This is a genomic window from Nitrosomonas eutropha (assembly GCF_003201195.1).
GTDB classification, from domain to species: domain Bacteria; phylum Pseudomonadota; class Gammaproteobacteria; order Burkholderiales; family Nitrosomonadaceae; genus Nitrosomonas; species Nitrosomonas eutropha.
Window position 1 is genome coordinate 1 of record NZ_QICQ01000004.1, and the last position, 20,033, is coordinate 20,033.

The 20,033-nt window shown below is 48.2% G+C and carries 19 protein-coding genes and 1 tRNA gene; 5 read left to right on the top strand and 15 right to left on the bottom strand.

The window, feature by feature from the left end; all coding sequences use genetic code 11:
• Positions 1 to 150: 150 nt before the first annotated feature.
• From C8R14_RS02250 to C8R14_RS02255, 3 genes are all read left to right on the top strand, one after another.
• The gene (locus C8R14_RS02250; RefSeq protein ID WP_011634672.1) at positions 151 to 1,446 is read left to right on the top strand and encodes a peptidoglycan recognition protein family protein; all 1,296 of its coding nucleotides are present in this window, start codon (positions 151 to 153) and stop codon (positions 1,444 to 1,446) included.
• 83 nt (positions 1,447 to 1,529) lie between these two features.
• Positions 1,530 to 1,697: a hypothetical protein gene (locus C8R14_RS13690; protein ID WP_207204464.1), complete on the top strand. Its 168-nt coding sequence runs from the start codon at positions 1,530 to 1,532 to the stop codon at positions 1,695 to 1,697.
• Positions 1,698 to 2,294, top strand: a complete 597-nt coding sequence (locus C8R14_RS02255) for an amidohydrolase family protein (RefSeq protein WP_011634671.1) — start codon at positions 1,698 to 1,700, stop codon at positions 2,292 to 2,294. It begins immediately after the preceding gene.
• Between the two features lie 29 nt (positions 2,295 to 2,323).
• Here the strand turns inward: C8R14_RS02255 and C8R14_RS02260 are convergent, their stop codons facing one another.
• The 4 genes from C8R14_RS02260 to C8R14_RS02280 all read right to left on the bottom strand — a co-directional run bounded on the left by C8R14_RS02260 (position 2,324) and on the right by C8R14_RS02280 (position 5,709).
• On the bottom strand, positions 2,324 to 2,602 hold the full coding sequence (locus C8R14_RS02260; RefSeq protein ID WP_166485007.1) for a hypothetical protein: 279 nt from the start codon (positions 2,600 to 2,602) through the stop codon (positions 2,324 to 2,326).
• The gene (locus C8R14_RS02265) at positions 2,580 to 3,701 is read right to left on the bottom strand and encodes a sigma-54-dependent transcriptional regulator (RefSeq protein ID WP_166485006.1); all 1,122 of its coding nucleotides are present in this window, start codon (positions 3,699 to 3,701) and stop codon (positions 2,580 to 2,582) included. The genes C8R14_RS02260 and C8R14_RS02265 overlap by 23 nt, the downstream gene beginning before the upstream one ends.
• A 335-nt stretch (positions 3,702 to 4,036) precedes the next feature.
• The gene (gene dinB, locus C8R14_RS02270) at positions 4,037 to 5,194 is read right to left on the bottom strand and encodes a DNA polymerase IV (protein WP_011634669.1); all 1,158 of its coding nucleotides are present in this window, start codon (positions 5,192 to 5,194) and stop codon (positions 4,037 to 4,039) included.
• A 430-nt stretch (positions 5,195 to 5,624) separates the two neighbouring features.
• Positions 5,625 to 5,709, bottom strand: a tRNA-Leu gene (locus C8R14_RS02280).
• Positions 5,710 to 5,807: 98 nt separating this feature from the next.
• Between C8R14_RS02280 and rnr the strand changes: the two genes are divergently transcribed.
• Together rnr and rlmB are read left to right on the top strand one after the other, a co-directional pair.
• Entirely contained in the window at positions 5,808 to 8,012 is a 2,205-nt protein-coding gene (gene rnr, locus C8R14_RS02285) for a ribonuclease R (RefSeq protein WP_011634668.1), read from the top strand.
• Positions 8,013 to 8,039: 27 nt separating this feature from the next.
• Complete coding sequence (gene rlmB / locus C8R14_RS02290; protein ID WP_011634667.1) at positions 8,040 to 8,822, top strand: 23S rRNA (guanosine(2251)-2'-O)-methyltransferase RlmB; 783 nt, start codon at positions 8,040 to 8,042, stop codon at positions 8,820 to 8,822.
• A 69-nt stretch (positions 8,823 to 8,891) separates the two neighbouring features.
• Here rlmB and C8R14_RS02295 read toward each other — a convergent pair whose 3' ends face one another.
• From C8R14_RS02295 to folD, 11 genes are all read right to left on the bottom strand, one after another.
• Complete coding sequence (locus C8R14_RS02295; protein ID WP_011634666.1) at positions 8,892 to 9,317, bottom strand: ExbD/TolR family protein; 426 nt, start codon at positions 9,315 to 9,317, stop codon at positions 8,892 to 8,894.
• Positions 9,317 to 10,114 carry a MotA/TolQ/ExbB proton channel family protein gene (locus tag C8R14_RS02300; protein ID WP_011634665.1) on the bottom strand — a complete coding sequence of 266 codons (798 nt, stop codon included), beginning with the start codon at positions 10,112 to 10,114 and terminating at the stop codon, positions 9,317 to 9,319. Before C8R14_RS02300 ends, C8R14_RS02295 begins: the two co-directional genes overlap by 1 nt.
• Positions 10,115 to 10,117: 3 nt before the next feature.
• Positions 10,118 to 10,840, bottom strand: a complete 723-nt coding sequence (locus C8R14_RS02305; RefSeq protein WP_011634664.1) for an energy transducer TonB — start codon at positions 10,838 to 10,840, stop codon at positions 10,118 to 10,120.
• Between the two features lie 235 nt (positions 10,841 to 11,075).
• Entirely contained in the window at positions 11,076 to 12,527 is a 1,452-nt protein-coding gene (gene rng / locus C8R14_RS02310) for a ribonuclease G (protein ID WP_011634663.1), read from the bottom strand.
• A 32-nt stretch (positions 12,528 to 12,559) separates the two neighbouring features.
• Positions 12,560 to 13,183, bottom strand: a complete 624-nt coding sequence (locus tag C8R14_RS02315; protein WP_011634662.1) for a Maf family protein — start codon at positions 13,181 to 13,183, stop codon at positions 12,560 to 12,562.
• Between the two features lie 81 nt (positions 13,184 to 13,264).
• Positions 13,265 to 13,732, bottom strand: coding sequence for a 23S rRNA (pseudouridine(1915)-N(3))-methyltransferase RlmH (gene rlmH, locus C8R14_RS02320; RefSeq protein ID WP_011634661.1), 468 nt, complete (start codon positions 13,730 to 13,732; stop codon positions 13,265 to 13,267).
• Between the two features lie 91 nt (positions 13,733 to 13,823).
• Positions 13,824 to 14,189, bottom strand: coding sequence for a ribosome silencing factor (rsfS, locus tag C8R14_RS02325; RefSeq protein ID WP_011634660.1), 366 nt, complete (start codon positions 14,187 to 14,189; stop codon positions 13,824 to 13,826).
• Positions 14,186 to 14,881: a nicotinate-nucleotide adenylyltransferase gene (nadD, locus tag C8R14_RS02330; protein WP_011634659.1), complete on the bottom strand. Its 696-nt coding sequence runs from the start codon at positions 14,879 to 14,881 to the stop codon at positions 14,186 to 14,188. The genes rsfS and nadD overlap by 4 nt, the downstream gene beginning before the upstream one ends.
• Before the next feature lie 53 nt (positions 14,882 to 14,934).
• A complete protein-coding gene (locus C8R14_RS02335; RefSeq protein WP_011634658.1) occupies positions 14,935 to 16,284 on the bottom strand; it encodes a dihydrolipoyllysine-residue acetyltransferase in 1,350 nt (449 codons plus the stop codon).
• Between the two features lie 72 nt (positions 16,285 to 16,356).
• Entirely contained in the window at positions 16,357 to 19,017 is a 2,661-nt protein-coding gene (aceE, locus tag C8R14_RS02340) for a pyruvate dehydrogenase (acetyl-transferring), homodimeric type (RefSeq protein ID WP_011634657.1), read from the bottom strand.
• A gap of 41 nt (positions 19,018 to 19,058) precedes the next feature.
• Positions 19,059 to 19,946 (bottom strand): bifunctional methylenetetrahydrofolate dehydrogenase/methenyltetrahydrofolate cyclohydrolase FolD, encoded by an 888-nt coding sequence (gene folD, locus C8R14_RS02345; protein ID WP_011634656.1) that lies wholly within the window; start codon positions 19,944 to 19,946, stop codon positions 19,059 to 19,061.
• Positions 19,947 to 20,033 lie beyond the last annotated feature (87 nt).

A 20,033-nucleotide genomic window follows, 5' to 3' on the forward strand; every position in this document is an offset into this window, starting at 1 on the left:
ATACTCACTGCGGTGTTCCTGCACCAGACGGACTGCGCGCGCTCTTACTTCGGGGGAATATTTATTTGATTTGTTCATGGCTCCATCTTCTCAGATAGTGGAGCCTCCTCAAAACCCGGGGCGGTTCAGACTGCTCTGAATCCGACCGGCTTGATCACCAATCAGCGGGAGCTTGAACTCGCATTCGAAAGCCCTTTCAGCGAAGCTGAGGAACTTGAGCTTGCCGCCGAATTACTGGCCATTTCCAGTGAAGAAGAACTGGATCTGTTTCTTGGCAAGTTATTCAAGGGGATCGGCCGGGGATTGAAGAAATTTGGCCGTTTCGTTGGCAAAAAAGTATTGCCTGCATTGGGTAGGGGTTTAAAAGCGATTGGCAAGGTTGCACTGCCAATTGTTGGCAAGGCGCTGGGATCTTTTATTCCGATACCGGGTGTCGGTACGGCTATCGGCGGTGCCATCGGAACGGCTGTCAGTAAAGCGCTTGAGCTTGAATTCAGTGGTTTGCCTTCGGAAGAAGCCGAACTGGAAATGGCACGGCGGTTTGTGCGTATTGCTGCGACAGCAGCCAGGCAGGCAGCTTTGGCTGACCCGCGTACTGATCCTGAAACAATCGCCAATGCTGCTTTGACGGCCGCAGCCCGGATGCATGTGCCAAATCTCTCTGCAGTGGTTCGAGGAGGAAATTTAGAGGTAGGCGATACAATTCATCGTGAATGGCACGTCAATAGCATTCAACCGAGGCAATCCGATCAGGAAGCATTTCTCGGTGATGCATGGAACTCGATTAGCACGGGAGCTCGCAGGCTCTCCGGTGGGGTGATCAATATGCTGCATGATTGTACGCCTATCGAAGACCGCACAAGTTTTGCGCCTAAAGACAAGCGCAAAGGAAAACCACGCGATATGAGTAAGGTATACGCACTGGTGTTGCATCAGACTGCCGGCAATCAGAGGAATACGCCACCTGACCGTTACGATGGTGTCACGGCACATTTTGTAATCAAGCCGAATGGACAAACACTACAATTGCATCCATTGACAGCTCGCCTCAATGCTTCAAATGGATTTAATGCTGGCAGTGTAGCCGTTGAATTTGCGGGTAATTTTCCTGATACAAGGGGTAAGCGCTATGTTTATCCGAACGGCGCATCACCTCAAGGGGTTCTGACTGCCGAACAGATCAAGGCCGGGCGTTGTTTGATTCGTTATCTTGTTAAAAACATGGGCCTTACTCATATTCTGGCACATCGACAATCCAGTGCAAGTCGTGAAAACGATCCTGGTCCGGATATTTGGTATCACGTTGGTCAATGGGCAATCAATAATCTGGGTTTACGGGATGGCGGGCAAAATTTCAAGGTTGGTAGCGGCAATCCTATCCCTGATAGTTGGCGAACATGGGGAAAAGCCAAACAGCCTGAGCTTGGTGAAGAGCTCTTCGTTTGAAACCAGTAGCGGAAATCAGCCAGTGGAGCACATTGATCCCGCGTACCGGGCAATCAAAATAATATAGCAGCAAGGAGGTTGTGATGATCATTGATTGCCATTGTCATGCCGGAAGCGGCGATGGACTGACCGGACCGTGGGATACACGGGCGCCCTTGCAGGATTATTTGCGCCGGGCAACGGTAGCAGGGATTCGGCGCACGGTACTGTTTTCTGCGTTTCATTCAAACTATGCTGCTGCCAATCAGTAGGTGGCACGCATTGTAGCGAGCAGGCCCGATCGTTTCTACGGTTTTGCTTTTATACATGCAGAGCGTGATCGAGGACGCGTGCATAAGCTGGTCGAGATAGCTGTCAAGCGCTACGGATTTGTTGGCATCAAGATACATCGTCATGATGCTGCCATTACACGCGATATTTGTGTGGCTGCCCGGGCTTATACCTTGCCGGTACTGTACGATGTGGCGGGTGAAGTATCTGTCTGTGAGCTGTTGGCGCAGGAATATCCGGATGTCAATTTCATTATTCCGCACCTGGGTAGCTTTGCTGATGACTGGCGGGCGCAATTGGCCCTGATTGATCATCTGGTTCGTCATCCGAATATATATGCTGATACCTCTGGCGTGCGGCGCTTTGATTTACTACAACAAGCAGTCAAACGAGCTGGAGCAGCCAAGCTGCTGTTTGGTTCTGACGGCCCGTGGCTACACCCTGGAGTTGAGCTTGCCAAGATCAGGGCGTTACGTCTGCCGTCTTCTCAGGAAGCCTTGATTCTGGGAGAGAATTTCCGGAATCTGATCAGTACAGTCAAGCGTCACCGAACGCTGTCATTGGTAAGTGGGTGGTGAAGCGGCCGCTGATTAGCCTGACCAAACGATTACAAAGGATTTCCAGCCTTACCGGTCGATGATCTATCTTTCTTCCTGTTCTGAATAGTACGGTCGGTTACTCCCAAAAGTTGCGCTGCCTGTTGGGTGTTGCCGTTTACTTGCTTCAGCACGATGCGAAATACCGCCTCCTCAGTGTTTCGGCTGATAGTTTTCAGGCCGATACCCCGGCTTAGCGCTACTCGGATTGCCCGTTCAAAGCCTGAGTCGCACCATTCTTTCCAGCCTTCTGCTTTTGTCGGTCGATCATCTGGCGGAATGCAGCCCACTGTAATAGCGCCTTTTCCTGTATAGCGGCATAGCATGCGTGCAACTACTTGCCCTGAGATCCCGTACATTGCCAGGATATTCACGGCGCAACAAATATTCCTGAACCGGTGTATCTAGTTCAGGTGGATCCTGAGCAGGATGATCTGTCTTCAGAAAGTACCTGGCCAGCGGGAGGATATCTTCAGTGCGTTCCCGCAAGGGGGGTAAATGGCAGATATAGCTGGCGATACGATAATAGAGATCTGTCCGAAATTCACCTTTTTGGACTTGAGCCCGGAGATCACGATTGGTCGCGCAAACCAGGCGAAATGAGGTGCGTTGCCAGGCATTACCACCGACACGTTTGAAAGTATGTTCCTGAATAACGCGCAGCAGCTGAGTTTGTAGAGTGAGAGTCAACTCGCCTATTTCATCAAGGAACAATGTGCCACCGTTTGCGAGTGCGAATACGCCATCCCGTGAGGATACCGCACCTGTGAACGCGCCCCGTTCATGCCCGAAAAATTCGCTACCGGATAATTCCGGCACGATAGTGCTGCAATCCAGTATTACCAGATCACCTTTGTCGGGGCGAGCGTCCAGGGTGTGAATGAGATTTGCCAGCAATTCCTTGCCGGTACCGCTTTCACCCAGGATCAGCACTGAAGAATCGGTAAAATGAGCTACTTCAACAACCTGGCGCAAAATTGCTTTCAGGGCCGAACTTTCTCCTACTAGCGTATTCTGTACGGCAGGTGAATTTACCATGCAATCTATTATTTCCCAGCGTTGCAGGCGGGTAATGATTTCATGGATGATTACCCTGTACTCTGTACACGTCAAGACATCGCAGGCACCTGCTTCCAGAAGCTGCCAGATAGTATTTCCCGAAATGGCACAATCGCAACAGAAAAGAGTCGGTATCTGCCCGCTATGACTAAGCTCACGTAATTGTTCACAAGTTTCCGATGTGATTTCCTTGCTGAAAACTACGCCAGGATGACCAGAAAGATAATCATCATGGTCTTTTATTTCGATTCCTTGTTCAATCAGGAAGGTAATAATGTCGTGAGTAGCTTGTCTCTGATACTTGCTCATCCAATGAACCCAGACTTTCATAGCTATTTCAACCTCCATCACTGGTATTTTCAAACGAAAAAATAGTGTTTTAATGAAGTGAAAATTGAAAAGGGCGTGTGTCAGCCAGGCTCCCGATGGGCCACAATAAGGAAAGAGAATGAAAAACTTCTTTGTATCATTCTGATGGCTGTGATATTCATGGCTTTCCTTTTGACCGACTACGGATAAAAGATTTTACTGGGTTGCCGGGTTATGCCAAGTGCTTATTTCATAAATATGGCGGGTGAGAATCAATAGGGTGTTCTAGATGTTTAGTGAACTCACAGGGATTTTCAGGGGATATTCTGCAGATAAATTTACGGAATATAGACTTTCTATCGGCTACAAAACAGTTCTTCCTGGAAAAGATGGCTTTCTTTCATGAGTTCATCAGCTCGGGACAGGTTGCTGGCACGAACGCCGAGCAATCTCAGTTTTTGTTCGAGGGGAACGCGCCGAAGGCAGTTTCCAGCAGCCTTGCGAATGGTGGTTGCATCAGCGGTGGGGGTACATAAAGTTTGATCGCGTGTGACGGTTTGAAAATCTTCATATCGTAGCTTGATGCCGATAGTTCGCCCGACATAGCCTTTGTGATGCAAATCTTCCGCAATATGTGTGCATAATCCGGTAAAAATAGCGGATAGTTTTTCCCGATCCTGGCGTGCGTGCAAATCTCGTTCAAAGGTAGTTTCGCGGCTGATTGATTTGGGTTCCGAGCTGGTTACCACCGGACGATTGTCGTTGCCAAGTGCTGCGTGATGCAACTGCAGTGCGTAACGCTGACCAAAGTGAATCTGGAGCAAACCGGGCTCAGCATTGGCTAACTCTCCAATTTTATGGATACCCAGATCTGCGAGTTTCGCTTGCGTTTTGGGGCCAATGCCATTGATTTTATGAACGGGTAAAGGCCAGATTCGATGTGGGATATCAGCATGTGTCAGGATAGTCAATCCATTCGGTTTTTCGAGATCAGAGCAGATTTTTGCCAGCAGTTTGTTGGGAGCTACTCCAATCGAGCAGGATAACCCAGTGGTTTCATGTACCGCCTGTTTGATACGCAGTGCAAGTGGAGTTGTTTCATCGGGATGTTTGCTCAGGTCGATATAAATTTCATCGATACCACGATCTTCTATATGCGGAGCGATGTTAGCGACTGCATTTTTAAATAACCGCGAATAATGATGATAAGTATCGAAATCTGCTGGTAACAATATGGCGTCGGGTGCCAGCTTTGCCGCCTGCATGATCCCCATCGCTGAAAAAATTCCGTATGCACGCGCTTCGTAAGTTGAAGTTGTTACTACGCCACGACCGGAATATTCGCGCAGCTTTGCATATAAACAAGTTCCATTCTGTTGCATGATTGGTTGGTGAACGGATCGGCCACCAATGACGACAGGCAACCCTCGTAATTCCGGATAACGCAGCAGTTCTACCGAAGCATAAAAAGCATCCATATCCAGATGAGCGATGCGGCGATTTTTCATGTTCATGAAGCAAGAATGTTTTTGAGCAGATTCCAGTGTATAAAAAAGCTGTAATCACTGGCTGTGAAAATAATCGGGCCGGCTGCCCAAGCTGTACTGGCGAAATTTGACGGTATGATATTGTAAGAGAAAGTAGTTTAATGGTATTCGTTTGAGGCCTGATGTATTTCCAGGTATCCGTACATTTAATGATACGATGTGTTTTTGCCTTTACATCGATGCTGTTGTCGTGGCTGATAAAATGATTGTCATCTTGCAAAAATTACGGAGTAATCCGGGCGATCAGCCGGGTAGAACTGAAGGTATGGAAGTCGAGGGTTTGCCAGATATTGATTGCGTGTATCGGGAGTACTGCCTAATTAAATTACACTGGCTTCACTAGAGAATCTATACAATACAAGTTAATGCCATGTGCTATTTTTTGAGGAAAGTACAATGGTGCCCAGAAGAGGACTCGAACCTCCACACCCGAAGGCACATGGACCTGAACCATGCGCGTCTACCAATTCCGCCATCTGGGCATTATTTTGATTATTGCTGTGTTGCTGGTTGGTTTTGTGAAAACCAGGCAGGTATAAACAACACATGAAGACCGCAAATTCTATAGGAAACCTTCGATTTGTCAATCAAGAGAAAAAGAAATAAGAAAAATCAGCTTCGCGAGCTTGATCCTTTTCTTAAGCGTGAGCAGACACGTTACGGGTTAGCGCTTCCCAGTCGAGAATTTATCCTGGAAGTATTGGATAAACAGGGAGTGCCAATCAGCGAGCCCAAGTTGCTTGAGTTGCTGGATATTACTGCTGAAGAATCTGAATTTTTTCATCGCAGGCTGTCTGCGATGATACGTGACGGGCAGATTATCTGTAATCGCAAGGGTGATATTTGTGTAACAGACAAGCTGGAACTCGTAAAAGGAACCGTGCAGGGGCATAGTGATGGTTTCGGTTTTTTGATTCCAGATGATGGCGGTACTGATCTGTTCCTGACCCCAAAAGAGATGCATAAAGTGCTGCATGGTGATCGCGTAATTGCCAGGCTTACCAATGACGTGGATCGGCGGGGGCGGCGGGAATGCAGAATCGTCAGGGTACTGGAGAGTGTTAATACGCACTTGGTTGGCAGGTTATATGAAGACCACGGTATTTTTTTTATTGTGGCTGAAGATAAACGTATTAACCAGGATATTCTTGTCCCAAAGGAAAATATCATGAATGCGCATGCTGGGCAGGTGGTGATGGCGAACATTATTCAGCAGCCAGGCCAACACGCTCAGCCTATTGGCCATATCGTTGAGATTCTGGGGGATTATGCAGCTCCAGGAATGGAGATTGAAATTGCATTGCGCAAATTCGATTTGCCCCATGAGTTTTCGCCAGAAATCATTTCCACCAAGTTTCCCAAGAAGGTTCTGAAGAAAGAGTTTGCCAAGCGAGAAGATATTCGCCATTTACCGCTGGTAACAATAGACAGTGAAACGGCCAAAGACTTTGACGATGCTGTTTATTGTCGCCAGGAAGGCAAGGATTTCAGATTGTTTGTTGCCATCGCCGATGTCAGCCATTATGTGCGCGATCAGGATGCGCTGGATAAAGAAGCATTTGATCGCGGCAATTCGGTTTATTTCCCGAGACGAGTTATTCCAATGTTGCCGGAAGTGCTTTCAAATGGGTTGTGCTCGCTCAATCCGCAGGTCGATCGGCTGTGCATGGTGTGTGAAATGCTGTGGACTGCCAAGGGGGAGCTGAGCGAATATCGTTTTTATCCAGCGGTGATGCTTTCCCATGCGCGCTTGACTTATAACATTGTTGCCGAGTTGCTGGATCAGCCCAAAGGGAATACCGCAACAGAATATACACAACTGCTACCGCATATTCAATTATTGTACCGGTTGTTCAAGGTGTTGCATAAATCCCGCAGAAAACGGGGAGCGATTGATTTTGAGACCATTGAAACAGAAATGGTTTTCAATAATCAGGGCAAGATTGAAAGAATATGCCCAGTAGAGCGTAATGATGCTCATCGCTTGATTGAGGAGTGTATGCTGGCGGCCAATGTGTGTGCTGCTGATTTTCTGGAGAAACACCAACAGCCCGTTTTATACCGGGTTCATGAAGGGCCGTCCGATGAAAAACTGGTGGCATTGCGAGATTTCCTGAAAGAATTCGGCTTGCAGTTACGTGGTGGCGATAAGCCCAGCGCTAAGGATTATGCCAGGACACTTGACCATATCCGGGAACGGACTGACGCACAATTGCTGCAAACAGTGATGCTAAGGTCTCTTAGTCAGGCAATGTACAGTCCGGATAATGCCGGGCACTTTGGTCTGGCCTATGAAATGTATACCCATTTTACTTCACCCATTCGGCGTTACCCGGATCTGCTGGTACATCGTGCCATCAAGGCAGTGCTTGCCGGCAAGCACTATGACCCTGGCGACTGGCATGAGATTGGAAAACATTGCTCACAAACTGAGCGCCGTGCTGATGAAGCTACGCGGGAAGTTGAATCTTGGCTCAAGTGTTTTTATATGCAGGATAAAATTAATGATTGCTTTGATGGCGTTATCACCGGGGTAACTGCATTCGGGTTGTTTGTTACCCTGAACACTATTTATGTTGAAGGTCTGGTTTATATTTCAGAATTACCCAGTGATTATTTTCGGCATGATTCGGTCAAGCATGTATTACGTGGTGAACGTAGCGGAATTAGTTTCCGGTTAGGTGACAGCTTGCGAGTAAAACTTGTCCGGGTCGATCTGGCCACCCGCAAGATAGATTTTGTCCTTGCAGACAATAACAATGCACGCAAGAAATCAAGCAAATAATATTCTTCTTCATTTCTCATCGCCATCATGTCTCATTCCCAGTATATTTTTGGCTTCCATGCCATTACCAGCCGTTTACGGCAACATCCGGACAGCATCAAGGAAATTTATCTGGATACCAATCGACAGGATCAGCGTGCGCGTGATTTGATGAATCTGGCTGAGACCACTTCCTCACGTCTGATTCTCTGTAATCAGGATCGACTTTGTAAAATGACCGGTACGACTCGTCACCAGGGTGTGGCAGCCCATGTGATGAAGTTGCAGCAGTACACTGCACTTGAAGATTTACTGGATGGATTGACCGAGCCGGCATTTCTGCTGGTGCTGGATGGCGTGAAGGATCCGCACAATCTGGGGGCGTGTTTGCGTGTTGCCGATGCGTTTGGTGTGCATGCGGTGATAGTCCCCAAGGATAGGGCAGTCGGTTTATCGGCAACGGTTCATAAAGTTGCCAGTGGTGCAGTGGATACTGTACCCTTTTTTGCTGTGACCAATCTGGCCAGAACCTTGCGTGAACTGAAGGAGGAGGGCATCTGGATCGTAGGTACAACTGCTGATGCATCCGATACACTTGATTCAATTACGCTGACAAGACCTATTGCCTGGGTACTGGGTGCCGAGGGTGAGGGAATGCGTCGCCTGACTCGGGAAACCTGCGATCAGCTTGTAAGTATCCCGATGAGCGGCAGTATCGAAAGTTTGAATGTATCAGTCAGTGCCGGCATATGCCTGTTTGAAACCTGCCGCCAGCATGTTCAAAAGGCAAAAACTGGGTTGAACTCACTTTCTGCGAAAGAAGTTGTTTGAACTGCGGGTGTGGTGGTTTGAGGTTAACTGCATATCCGATTCCTGTTCTATGGATGAGTCCAGTCCTTGTCAGGGTTGATTTTCGGTTGGGTCAGTCACAAAACCAATGCGTGCCAGCCCTGCCGTAGCAGCAATACTCATGACCTTGGTTACCAATTCATAATGTGTGTCACGGTCAGCACGAATATGTAACTCAGTTTTATCGGATTGTTTAACTGCCTCGGCAAAGCGTGCAGGTAGCTGATCCAGCGTAACAGGTTCTCCGCCCCAGTAAAAACTACCATCTGCATGTATGGCAAATTCAATATGTTCCGGTTGGGTTTGATTGAGGGTGCTAGATGCCTTGGGTAAATCAACTTTTACCGAGTGTGTGAGCAAAGGGGCTGTAATCATAAAAATAATCAGCAATACCAGCATTACATCCACTAGCGGTACCACGTTGATTTCAGTCATGGCCGTCTTGCTCTGATAACGGGTTGAATCACCGAAAGCCATTAGTGGTGCCCCTCTCCGCTGATAACGTCTGCTGATGGATTGGTCGGTTCTGTTACCCGGGTATGCTGTGAGATGGTTGATGCTTCTTTTTGAGGTGTTTTTTGATTATTTTCTTCGCTGGACTTGCTGCCTGTTGTCATGATGGTGTAGAGATCATGAGCGAAGTCATCCAGTTGGGCCATCCACAGGCGGTTGCGTCGTATGAAGGCGTTGTAGGCCAGTACAGCAGGTATGGCAACCGCCAGGCCCAGGGCTGTCATGATCAATGCTTCGCCCACCGGACCAGCCACTTTATCCAGCGTACCCTGACCAGACAGGCCAATCTGGATCAGGGCATGATAAATCCCCCAGACTGTGCCGAACAATCCAATATAGGGTGCAGAAGAGCCTGCTGAAGCAATGATGGTGAGACCATATTCAATACGGGCCGCTTCCTGATCCAGACTATTGCGCAGCGAACGGGTGAGCAGCTCGTTTGTACCACCAGCTGCTGCCAGTTTCTCCAGTCCGTGCTTTTGTGAATCTGCAGTGGCAGTCAATGCTGTTTTAGCCAGCTGAACAAACGCATGTCTATCAGTCATCGCACTGATCTCTGTTTTAAGCTGGGGCACAGAATCAATATGCCAGAAATGCTTGAGAAAATCTTTTGCGCGACGAGAGGCAATCATATTGCTGATACTTTTGGTCACAATCAGGTACCAGCTTGCGACTGACAAGGTAAGTAGAAGTATCAGCACACTCATTCCAACAGAGTCAACCTGTGTCAGAAAATTAGAGAACCCCAGTGTTTTTTCCATCTATTAACTTCCTTCGATGACAAAATTAAAAGGCTGCAGGGCAATTGCTGGTACTGCTTGTCCACCACGCATTGCTGGCCGGCAACGCCAGGTTTTGACAGCAGACAGGGCGGCATTGTCCAATCTTGAATATCCGCTGCTTTCGACAACTTTGGCGCTGCTTATTCGACCTGTTTCATCCAGCTTCACCTGGAGTATCAGCTTCCCTTCCTCACCCAGGCGACGGGATAGAGCAGGGTAGGCGGGGCTGGCCAGATCCGGACAGGATACAGACAATTCGGAAGACAGGGTAACCGGACCTGCTGGCATCTGTGCAGGTTTGGCTGCAGCGACCGTTTCATTGACGATTTTCTTTTCCGGTTCTGGTTCCGGTTTGTGTTCTTCAATGGGTGGCTCGGGCACAACCTTTTCCTGCTGGGTAACAGCAGGTGCCTTGGCTACCAGCTGGCGTTTAGGTTGAGGTTGTACCTTCCTGATTGGTGGCTTGGGTTTTACCTGAGGAGGCATATGTTCTGCTTTCAGCTCCGCTTTGGGCGCTTCGGCAACTTCTTCCTGTTTTTCAGGTGGCGCAATGAACTGCGCGTAAAGTGTGATCGTTTCTGGAGCTGTAGCACTGAAGCGATATTGCCACATGCCGTAAAGTACGGTGGCGTGCGCTGCTACCACTACCAGGAAGCTGATGAGAGATATACCAGTAAGGACCGGTTTATGATAGATTTTAGCCATACCATGTATGTAATGTGTGTTTTCTGTTTACGCGATTTTAGAGTTAACTGTTTGGTGTTGCGAAAACTAAAACTAAAACTAAAACGCTTAAGCTAGTCAAGTTGAACATGCTTGTATATTAATTTCGGATGCTATCAGAATTGATAACGATTATCAATCTCCTCATCGCTTTGTCTGAAAATTTTAGACCAGCCTAGTGCGGGTTGCAATGCGACATATTGTCGCAGGAGAAAGGTTAAATGAGGATGACGTCATATTGTTCTTGCGTATAGGTTGTACCTACCTGCAGGCCTATGGGTTTGGCAATGAAATCACCCAGTTGGGCGAGGCTCTGGGATTCTTCATCCAGAAAGAGATCAATTACTTGTTGTGAGGCCAGAATACGATATTCTTTGGCGTTGAACTGCCGAGATTCCCGTAACAATTCACGCAGAATTTCATAGCAGATCGTTTGTGCTGTCCGGATTTCTCCGCGTCCCTGGCAAGTCGGGCAGGTTTCGCAAAGGATTTGCGCCAGGCTTTCACGTGTGCGTTTACGGGTCATCTCGATCAGCCCCAGCGCGGTGAAGTCGTTGACAGTCATTTTAGTCCGATCCTTTTGCAAGGTTTTATTAAACTCAGCCAGAACTGCAGCCCGGTGTTCTTCGCGATCCATATCGATAAAATCGATGATGATGATACCGCCCAGATTACGTAGTCGTAGTTGTCGTGCAATCACCTGAGCAGCTTCAAGGTTAGTTTTGAATATGGTGTCATCAAAATTTCGTACCCCGACAAAGCCGCCGGTGTTGACATCCATGGTGGTCAGCGCCTCAGTCTGGTCGATGATTACATATCCGCCAGATTTCAGATCGACACGTCTGGCCAGTGATTTTTCGATTTCCTGCTCAACACCGTATAAATCGAATAATGGTCGCTCCCCAGTATAGTGACTGATTTTTTCCATGTCACTCATCATGTATTCCTGGGCGAAGGTGGTCAGCTTTTGGTGAGTTTCGCGTGAATCTATCCGAACCCGGTAGGTGTCGGCATTGACAAAATCGCGCAATACTCGATGGCTCAGATCCAGATCCTGATAAAGCAGGGAAGGCGGAGAAATGGTTAATGATTTTTTCTGGATGTCCTGCCAGAGTTTGTGAAGATAATCGATATCAGCCTGTAACTCTGATTCATCAGCGGTTTCGGCCATGGTCCGGATAATGTAGCCGCCGGAAGAATCAGGTGGAAGAATGCTCTGTAATTTCTGGCGTAACGATTCGCGCTCATTGTTATCTTCGATGCGCTGGGATACACCAATATAGGATTCTTGCGGTAAATAGACCAGCAAACGTCCCGCAAGACTGATCTGGGTGGAGAGTCTGGCACCTTTCACGCCAATTGCATCCTTGACGACCTGTACGAGGATGTTGCTGCCTTCAGACAGGAGTTGCTCTATCGGCTTATTGTGCTCAGTCTGGCCGGATTCATGGATATCTGCCACATGCAGGAAGGCTGCCCGTTCAAGACCAATATCAATAAAAGCTGACTGCATACCAGGCAATACACGGCTGACGCGTCCATTATAAATATTGCCTACAATGCCAAGGCTGCTGGTGCGTTCAATGTGCAGTTCCTGTGTGATTCCTTGTTCTATGATGGCAACACGCGTTTCTTGCGGGGTGACATTAATGAGAATCTCGCTGCTCATATAAACTGGGATCCGATTATATTTATTCTTGTTCAGAAAATGGGGATTCCTGTTTCTTCCAGTAGCTGGGAGGTTTCAAATAGTGGCAATCCAACTACACCACTATAACTCCCGCTGATGTTGATGATGAAAGCAGCTGCTTTTCCCTGAATAGCGTAGGCACCTGCCTTGTCATACGGCTCGTTGCTGGCAATATAAGCCCGGATTTCGTGCGGACTGATATCCCGGAATCGAACGATCGTTGTTGATAAACGTAACCTGATCTGCCCCTGGAATGCCAGCCCTACTGCTGTATGCACCTGGTGTTCTTGCCCAGAGAGTGCGCGCAACATTTCCTCCGCATGTCCGGTATCTTTTGGTTTTCCCAGGATACGACCGTCCAGAACAACAATAGTATCTGCAGCCAGTACAGGCAAAACGGGCAGGCTCCGCTGTTTCAGGCGTAGCCAGCCAGCTTCTGCTTTGGTATGGGTAATTCTGTAGACATAATCGGCTGGAGATTCTTCTGGAACAGGTGTTTCATCCACGTCAACCGGGCGGGATAAGGTTTCCCGCATGAGCAATATGGTGTGCCTGATGCCAATCTGCTTGAGCAGATCGCGTCTGCGAGCACTGCGTGATACAAGATAAATATAACTGCCAGCTGTAGTAATCATTCCCGGATCAAGCCTTAAGGTATGTTTCCATAAGCAAAATATTGTGCACTTGTAGCTGGAACTCTACAGCAGGATTACAAATTATGCACGGTGGTAGGGGTGATTCCGGGTGATGGAAAATGCCCGGTAAAGTTGTTCTGCCAGCAATACTCTCGCCAGCCCGTGCGGTAATGTCATAGTAGAAAGCGCTAGTTTTTCGTGAGCTATTTGTTTAATATCCCGGTGCAGTCCATCTGCTCCGCCAATGATGAACGTTACATCCCGGCCAGATTCTCTCCAATTGGTCATCAGTTCAGCCAGCCTGACAGTGGTGGCTTGCTTGCCTGATTCATCCAGAACAACAATATGGCACCCGGGCGGTAAAGCGATACGGATACGTTCACTTTCGGCTTGCAATAGTTGTTCGGTCTTTTTACCGATCCGCTTTTCCGGTTTTATTTCTACCAGCTGCATCTCGGCTTCTTTAGGCATGCGCTGGCTGTATTCTGTGTATCCTTTTTTAATCCAGTCCGGCATTTTATTGCCAACCGCCAGGATATGGAGCTTCATGATGCAGAATAATAAGCGTGCGAAATTTATAGGAATGAACAGGTTTAGGAAGAGGCTACGTTATTTTAAAACCAATTTTCGCAGCCATGAGTTAACCGTATACAGCGGAATTTTCCTGTGGTAACTGCCAGGATGATTCCGCCCAGAGTCCTTCCAGGTCGTAGTAACTACGGATAGCGGGTTGCATGATGTGAACAACGATATCGCCCAGGTCAACTAGCATCCATTCTCCTGTTTGTTCGCCTTCCATTCCGTAAACGATCCTTCCAGCTGCCTTTACCTTTTCTTGTACATGGCCTGCCAGTGCCTTGGTCTGACGTGTGGAATCGGCGCTGGCTATGACCATGGTATTGAATAATGCAGTCAGCTTGCTGACATTTATGACATGGATATCGCTGGCCTTGAGGTCTTCCAGAGCCATTATGACTGTTTTAAGTTGTTCGTTAGGTAATTTCATTTTTCTCCGGCATAAAAATTATGCTTGTCAATATAGTCGAGGACTGCTTCAGGCAGCAGATAGCGTGCACTTTTTCCTGAAGCAATGAGGCTTCTGATCTTGGTGGATGAAATATCCAGTAAGGTTGTGGGTGTAGTAAAGATGTGGCCACAGGGCAAATTTTTCAACTCTTCGACCGTAACTGCCTGGTGAGTCTGGCAAGCAGCTTTCAATTCATCGGGTAGATCGGACAGATTGTTGAGCAAAGCCGACCCAGGTCGATTGACAATAATAAGATGACACAATTCAAACAATTCACGCCAACGGTGCCAGTGTGGCAGCCTGATAAAGGCATCGGCTCCAATAATGAAACAAAGTGCAATATGCTTGCCTGCTTTGTATTTCGCTTGATATTCCTGTCGGATTTCTTGCAGTGATTCGACGCTGTAGGTTTCACCAGATCGTTTGATTTCACGGTCATCCACTGAAAACATAGCATTTCCACGAATGGCTTCGTGCAACATGGCAACGCGATGTGCTCCGGGTACAATGGGCGTATCGCGCAACCGGGGCTGGCCTGCGGGTAAAAAAAACAGATGGCTTAGCCGTAAAATTCCTGTCAATTCTTCCGCTATTCTCAGATGCCCATAATGAACGGGGTCAAATGTTCCACCGTAAATTCCGATGAGTGAGTATGCTGTTACTTCAGCCATTTGCCGATAAATAGACAATCAGGCACCGCATTGCCTGATTGGTTGTGCATCACTCAGAACAGCGCAAGTCGCATGTCTGTCAGAATGCTGGCCAAATGTGTAGTGAAACGTGCGGCCGCTGCACCATCAATTACCCGGTGATCATAGGATATCGAGAACGGGAGTATCAGGCGTGGAACAAATTTTTCATTCTGATAAACTGGTTTCAGACCTGCACGGGATATCCCTAGAATGGCTACTTCCGGCGCATTGATAATGGGTGTAAAGCCGGTTCCACCGATACCTCCCAGGCTCGATATAGTAAAGCTTGCACCTTGCATGTCACTGGGCATTAATTTACCTTTACGGGCAAGTGAGGATAGCCTGGCAAGTTCCTGAGCGATATCGATTACTCCTTTCTGATCGGCATCCCGAATAACTGGAACCACCAGCCCGTTGGGTGTATCGACTGCAAATCCCAAATGGTAGTAATATTTTATGATGAGTTGACTTTCCTCTGTACTGTTGTCCAGGGAAGCGTTAAATTCTGGGAATTTTTTCAGAGCTGCTGTAACCGCCTTGATAAGAAAAGCTAATATAGTTAGTTTGGTGCCGTTATTCTGCCGGGTTTCATTATGAGTTTTTCTGAGCGCTTCCAGATCGGTGATATCTGCCTCGTCGAACTGCGTGACATGCGGAATCATGACCCAATTGCGATGAAGGTTAGCACCTGAAATTTGTCGGATACGTGACAATGATTTCAGTTCGATTGGCCCAAATTTCGCAAAATCTACATATGGCCAGGGCAGTAGGTTAAGCACACTTCCAGTATTGTGTTCGCTAGCTAATACCTGTTTTACGAAAGCCAGTACATCTTCCTTGAGAATACGCAGCTTGGGGCCGGTTCCAACTACTCTGGTCAGATCCACTCCCAATTCCCGGGCAAATCGTCTTATCGAGGGACTTGCATGAGGCATTGTCTTACCATGCGCTCCGACTTCCTGATCAAGTTTCGGCAATGAAGAAGGAGGGGTCGCTGGTTTCGCTGCTGTGGTGGGTGTAGATTTGACCACCGGTATAGTTTCAGGCTGATTTGGTTCGGCTGCTGCTTCTGTTCGTGCGGGTTGTGGTTCGGATGGAGACCCGGATGGCTGAGGTTTGGAGACCTTTTCTTCAGCATTTGATACCACTTCCATAGTCAGGATTTCTGAATCCTTAGAGACCTTAGTGCCTGGCTGAAGCATAATTTCTCGGATTATTCCGGAGTAAGGCGAGGGCACCTCAACCGTGGCCTTGTCTGATTCCAACACGATTAAAGGATCTTCAGCCTGTACGCTATCGCCAGGCTTGACCACGATTTCGATAACCGGGACATCTTCAAAACTCCCGATATCCGGGACCAGAATTTTCTTGACTTCAGCCACATGTGCTCCTTGATTCGCTGCAACAAATATCGTCAGGGTGAGACAAAATTATTCTACCAATTGTGAACGGGCTTAAACCTTGACCGGTTCGGGTTTTTCCGGATCGATCGCAAAGGCCCGGATTGCCTTGGTTACCTCTGATGCCGAAATTTTTTCTTCATCCGCCAATGCCTTGAGCGCCGCAACTACGACGTAATGACGATCCACTTCAAAGAAGTGTCTTAGTTTCTCGCGTGTATCCGAGCGACCGAATCCATCCGTACCTAGTACGCGGTAACGATTCGGAATGAATTCCCGGATCTGATCGGCAACTATTTTCATGTAATCGGTCGAGGCAATAACAGGCCCTTCACGATCTTTCAGACAGGTTTCTACATACGATAGTCTGGCTGGCTCGTCTGGATGAAGCAGATTCCAACGTGAAACGCTAAGTGCTTCCCGCCGTAACTGGTTAAAGCTGGTGACACTCCAGATATCCGCTGAGATTTTGTAATCTTTTTCCAGAATATCTGCCGCAGCGATTACTTCTCGTAAAATCGTTCCGGAGCCTAGTAATTGCACATGCAATTTGCTGTTATGTTTATTCCCGTTACGGAACAGGTACATACCCTTCAGAATGCCTTGCTCGGCACCCTTGGGCATTTCCGGGTGCGAGTAATTTTCGTTCATCACGGTGATGTAGTAATAGACGTCTTCCTGCTCCTGGTACATGCGGCGTAGGCCATCCTGAATGATAACCGTAAGTTCATAAGAAAAAGTAGGGTCGTAGGATACACAGTTTGGAATGGTGGAGGCGGCCAGGTGACTGTGGCCATCCGCATGCTGCAATCCTTCACCATTCAGCGTGGTACGACCGGCAGTTCCCCCCAGCAGGAAGCCGCGACAGCGCATGTCGCCCGCCGCCCAGGCAAGATCACCCACCCGCTGGAAACCGAACATCGAGTAGAAAATATAGCACGGGATCATTTGCACACCATGTGTACTATAGGCAGTCGCCGCAGCCATCCATGATGCCATTGCCCCTGCTTCATTGATTCCTTCTTGCAGGATTTGTCCGCTTCTGTCTTCTTTGTAGTACATCAGTTGATCGGCATCTTCCGGAGTATAAAGCTGACCTACTGATGACCAAATGCCCAGCTGCCGAAACATGCCTTCCATACCGAATGTACGCGATTCGTCCGCTACGATCGGCACCACGTGCTTACCGATGTTTTTATCTTTTACCAGGATGTTGAGTATGCGCACAAATACCATTGTGGTGGAGGATTCACGCCCCTCACCGCTTGCTTTGAGTAATGTCTCGAATGCGGATAACGGTGGTACTTGCAGAGCTTCGGCCTTGCGGCGTCGGCGATGAATGAAACCTCCCATTGCTTGCTGCCGCTCACGCATATAGTTGTATTCAGGCGAACCTTCTTCAAACTTGAGATAGGGTATCTCGTCAATTTTGTCATCCGGTACTGGCAGTCCAAAACGATCTCGAAATGCCTTCAGCGAGGTCGTACCCATTTTTTTCTGTTGGTGAGTGATATTTTGCGCCTCACCGGCCTCACCCATACCGTAACCCTTGATCGTTTTGGTCAGTATCACGGTTGGTTGGCCGGTGTGTTTCATTGCTTCACTGTAGGCAGCGTAAACCTTGTGAGGATCATGGCCCCCCCGATTTAATCGCCAGATATCGTCGTCAGACATGCTGGCGACCATCTCCAGCAGTTCCGGATATTTTCCGAAGAAGTGCTGGCGCACGTAAGCACCGTCACGTGATTTGAAAGCCTGGTATTCACCATCGACGCATTCCATCATGCGTTGTTGCAGTAATCCCTTGGTATCTTTTGCCAGCAAAGGATCCCAGTAGGAACCCCATATAACCTTGATTACGTGCCAGCCAGCGCCACGAAAGGTACTTTCCAGCTCCTGGATAATCTTGCCATTTCCTCGCACCGGCCCATCAAGACGCTGCAGATTACAGTTGATAATAAAAATTAGGTTGTCAAGTTTTTCACGAGCCCCCAAGGAAACTGCCCCCAGAGATTCCGGTTCATCCATTTCGCCGTCACCCATGAGAGCCCAGACCTTACGGTCATCGGTTTTAGCCAGGTTGCGCGCCCCAAGGTATTTCATGAAGCGTGCCTGATAGATCGCCATAAGTGGCCCCAGGCCCATCGAGACAGTGGGAAATTGCCAGAAATCCGGCATGAGCCATGGATGAGGATAAGAAGAAAGACTGTTGCTGTCGTCTACTTCTTGGCGAAAATTATCCATTTGCTCGAGAGTTAGTTCATCTAACAGAAAAGCACGAGCATAAATACCAGGAGAAGAGTGGCCCTGTACGTAAACCAGATCTCCTTCTTTCTGTTCACTGGCAGCGCGCCAGAAATGGTTGTAGCCGACATCATAGAGCGTAGCTGCTGAGGCAAAGCTCGCAATATGGCCGCCAACGTTGGTATGGCGGTTGGCGCGTAATACCATTGCTGCTGCATTCCAGCGAATGTAGGAGCGGATACGATGCTCTAGCGCGTGGTTACCGGGTGAACGTTCTTCTCTACCAGTTGGAATAGTGTTGATGTAAGCGGTGTTAGCGCTATAGGGCAGGTAGGCGCCGGTGCGGCGCGTTTTTTCCACCAATTTTTCCAGTAGAAAATGAGCGCGCTCAGCCCCTTCGTTAATTAGCACCGTTTCCAGGGCATCCAGCCATTCCTGTGTTTCCTGGGGGTCGATATCCAGTGGATCCATATTGGGGTCTGCTCCCTGTTTACAAGTCTACAAGTTCAAGATTACTGCATAGAACCGCACCGAGCTTCAATCTGAGCTTTTGCTTTCGCGTGTTCCGCAGCTTCGATAGTATTATTCATCAGCATTGTGATAGTCATCGGTCCCACTCCACCTGGAACCGGTGTGATATATCCTGCTTTTTCTTTTACGCCTGAGAATTCGACATCACCACAAAGCTGTCCATCTGCCAGACGATTAATACCGACATCGATTACAGTTGCACCTGTCCTGATCATATCACTTGTCAGTAAATTTGCTTTGCCTGTGGCCATTACGATAATGTCGGCGCTGCGGGTGTGGCTGGCTAGTTCCCGAGTTTGTGAGGTGCAAATTGTGACAGTTGCGCCCTGTTCCAGCAGCATGAGCGCCATCGGTTTTCCGACAATATTGCTGCGCCCGACAACAACTGCGTGTTGCCCCTGAAGCGGGATGCCATATTCCGCCAGCATTTTCATGACGCCAAAGGGAGTGCACGGACGAAACAAGGCGTGTCCTGTTGCCAATGCGCCTACATTACAGGGGTGAAATCCGTCTACATCCTTTTCAATTGCTATGGCGGCAATGACTTCATTCATCTGGATATGGCTGGGTAAAGGCAATTGCACCAGAATACCGTGAATTTCGGGGTTAGCGTTCAAATCCTGTATCTGCCGTAATATAATTTTCTGGGGAGTATCAGCAGAGAAATTAAAAACCTTGGAGTGGATACCCAATTCTCCACAGGTTCTTGCCTTGTTGCGAACATATACGGAAGATGCCGGATTGTCTCCTGCCAGAATAACTGCCAGGCCGGGTTGCATCCATGTTTCCGAGAGGATTCGGATACGTTGTTTCAGTTCTTCGCGTAGTTTGCTTGCGATAAAATTACCGCTGATAATCGTTGCACTCATAAAATTCAGGAGATATCGAATAGAGCAGGTAAATAGCCTGCTTAAATCAGTAGGGCTGATTTAGGAAATTTTCGCCAAAATGTTTTT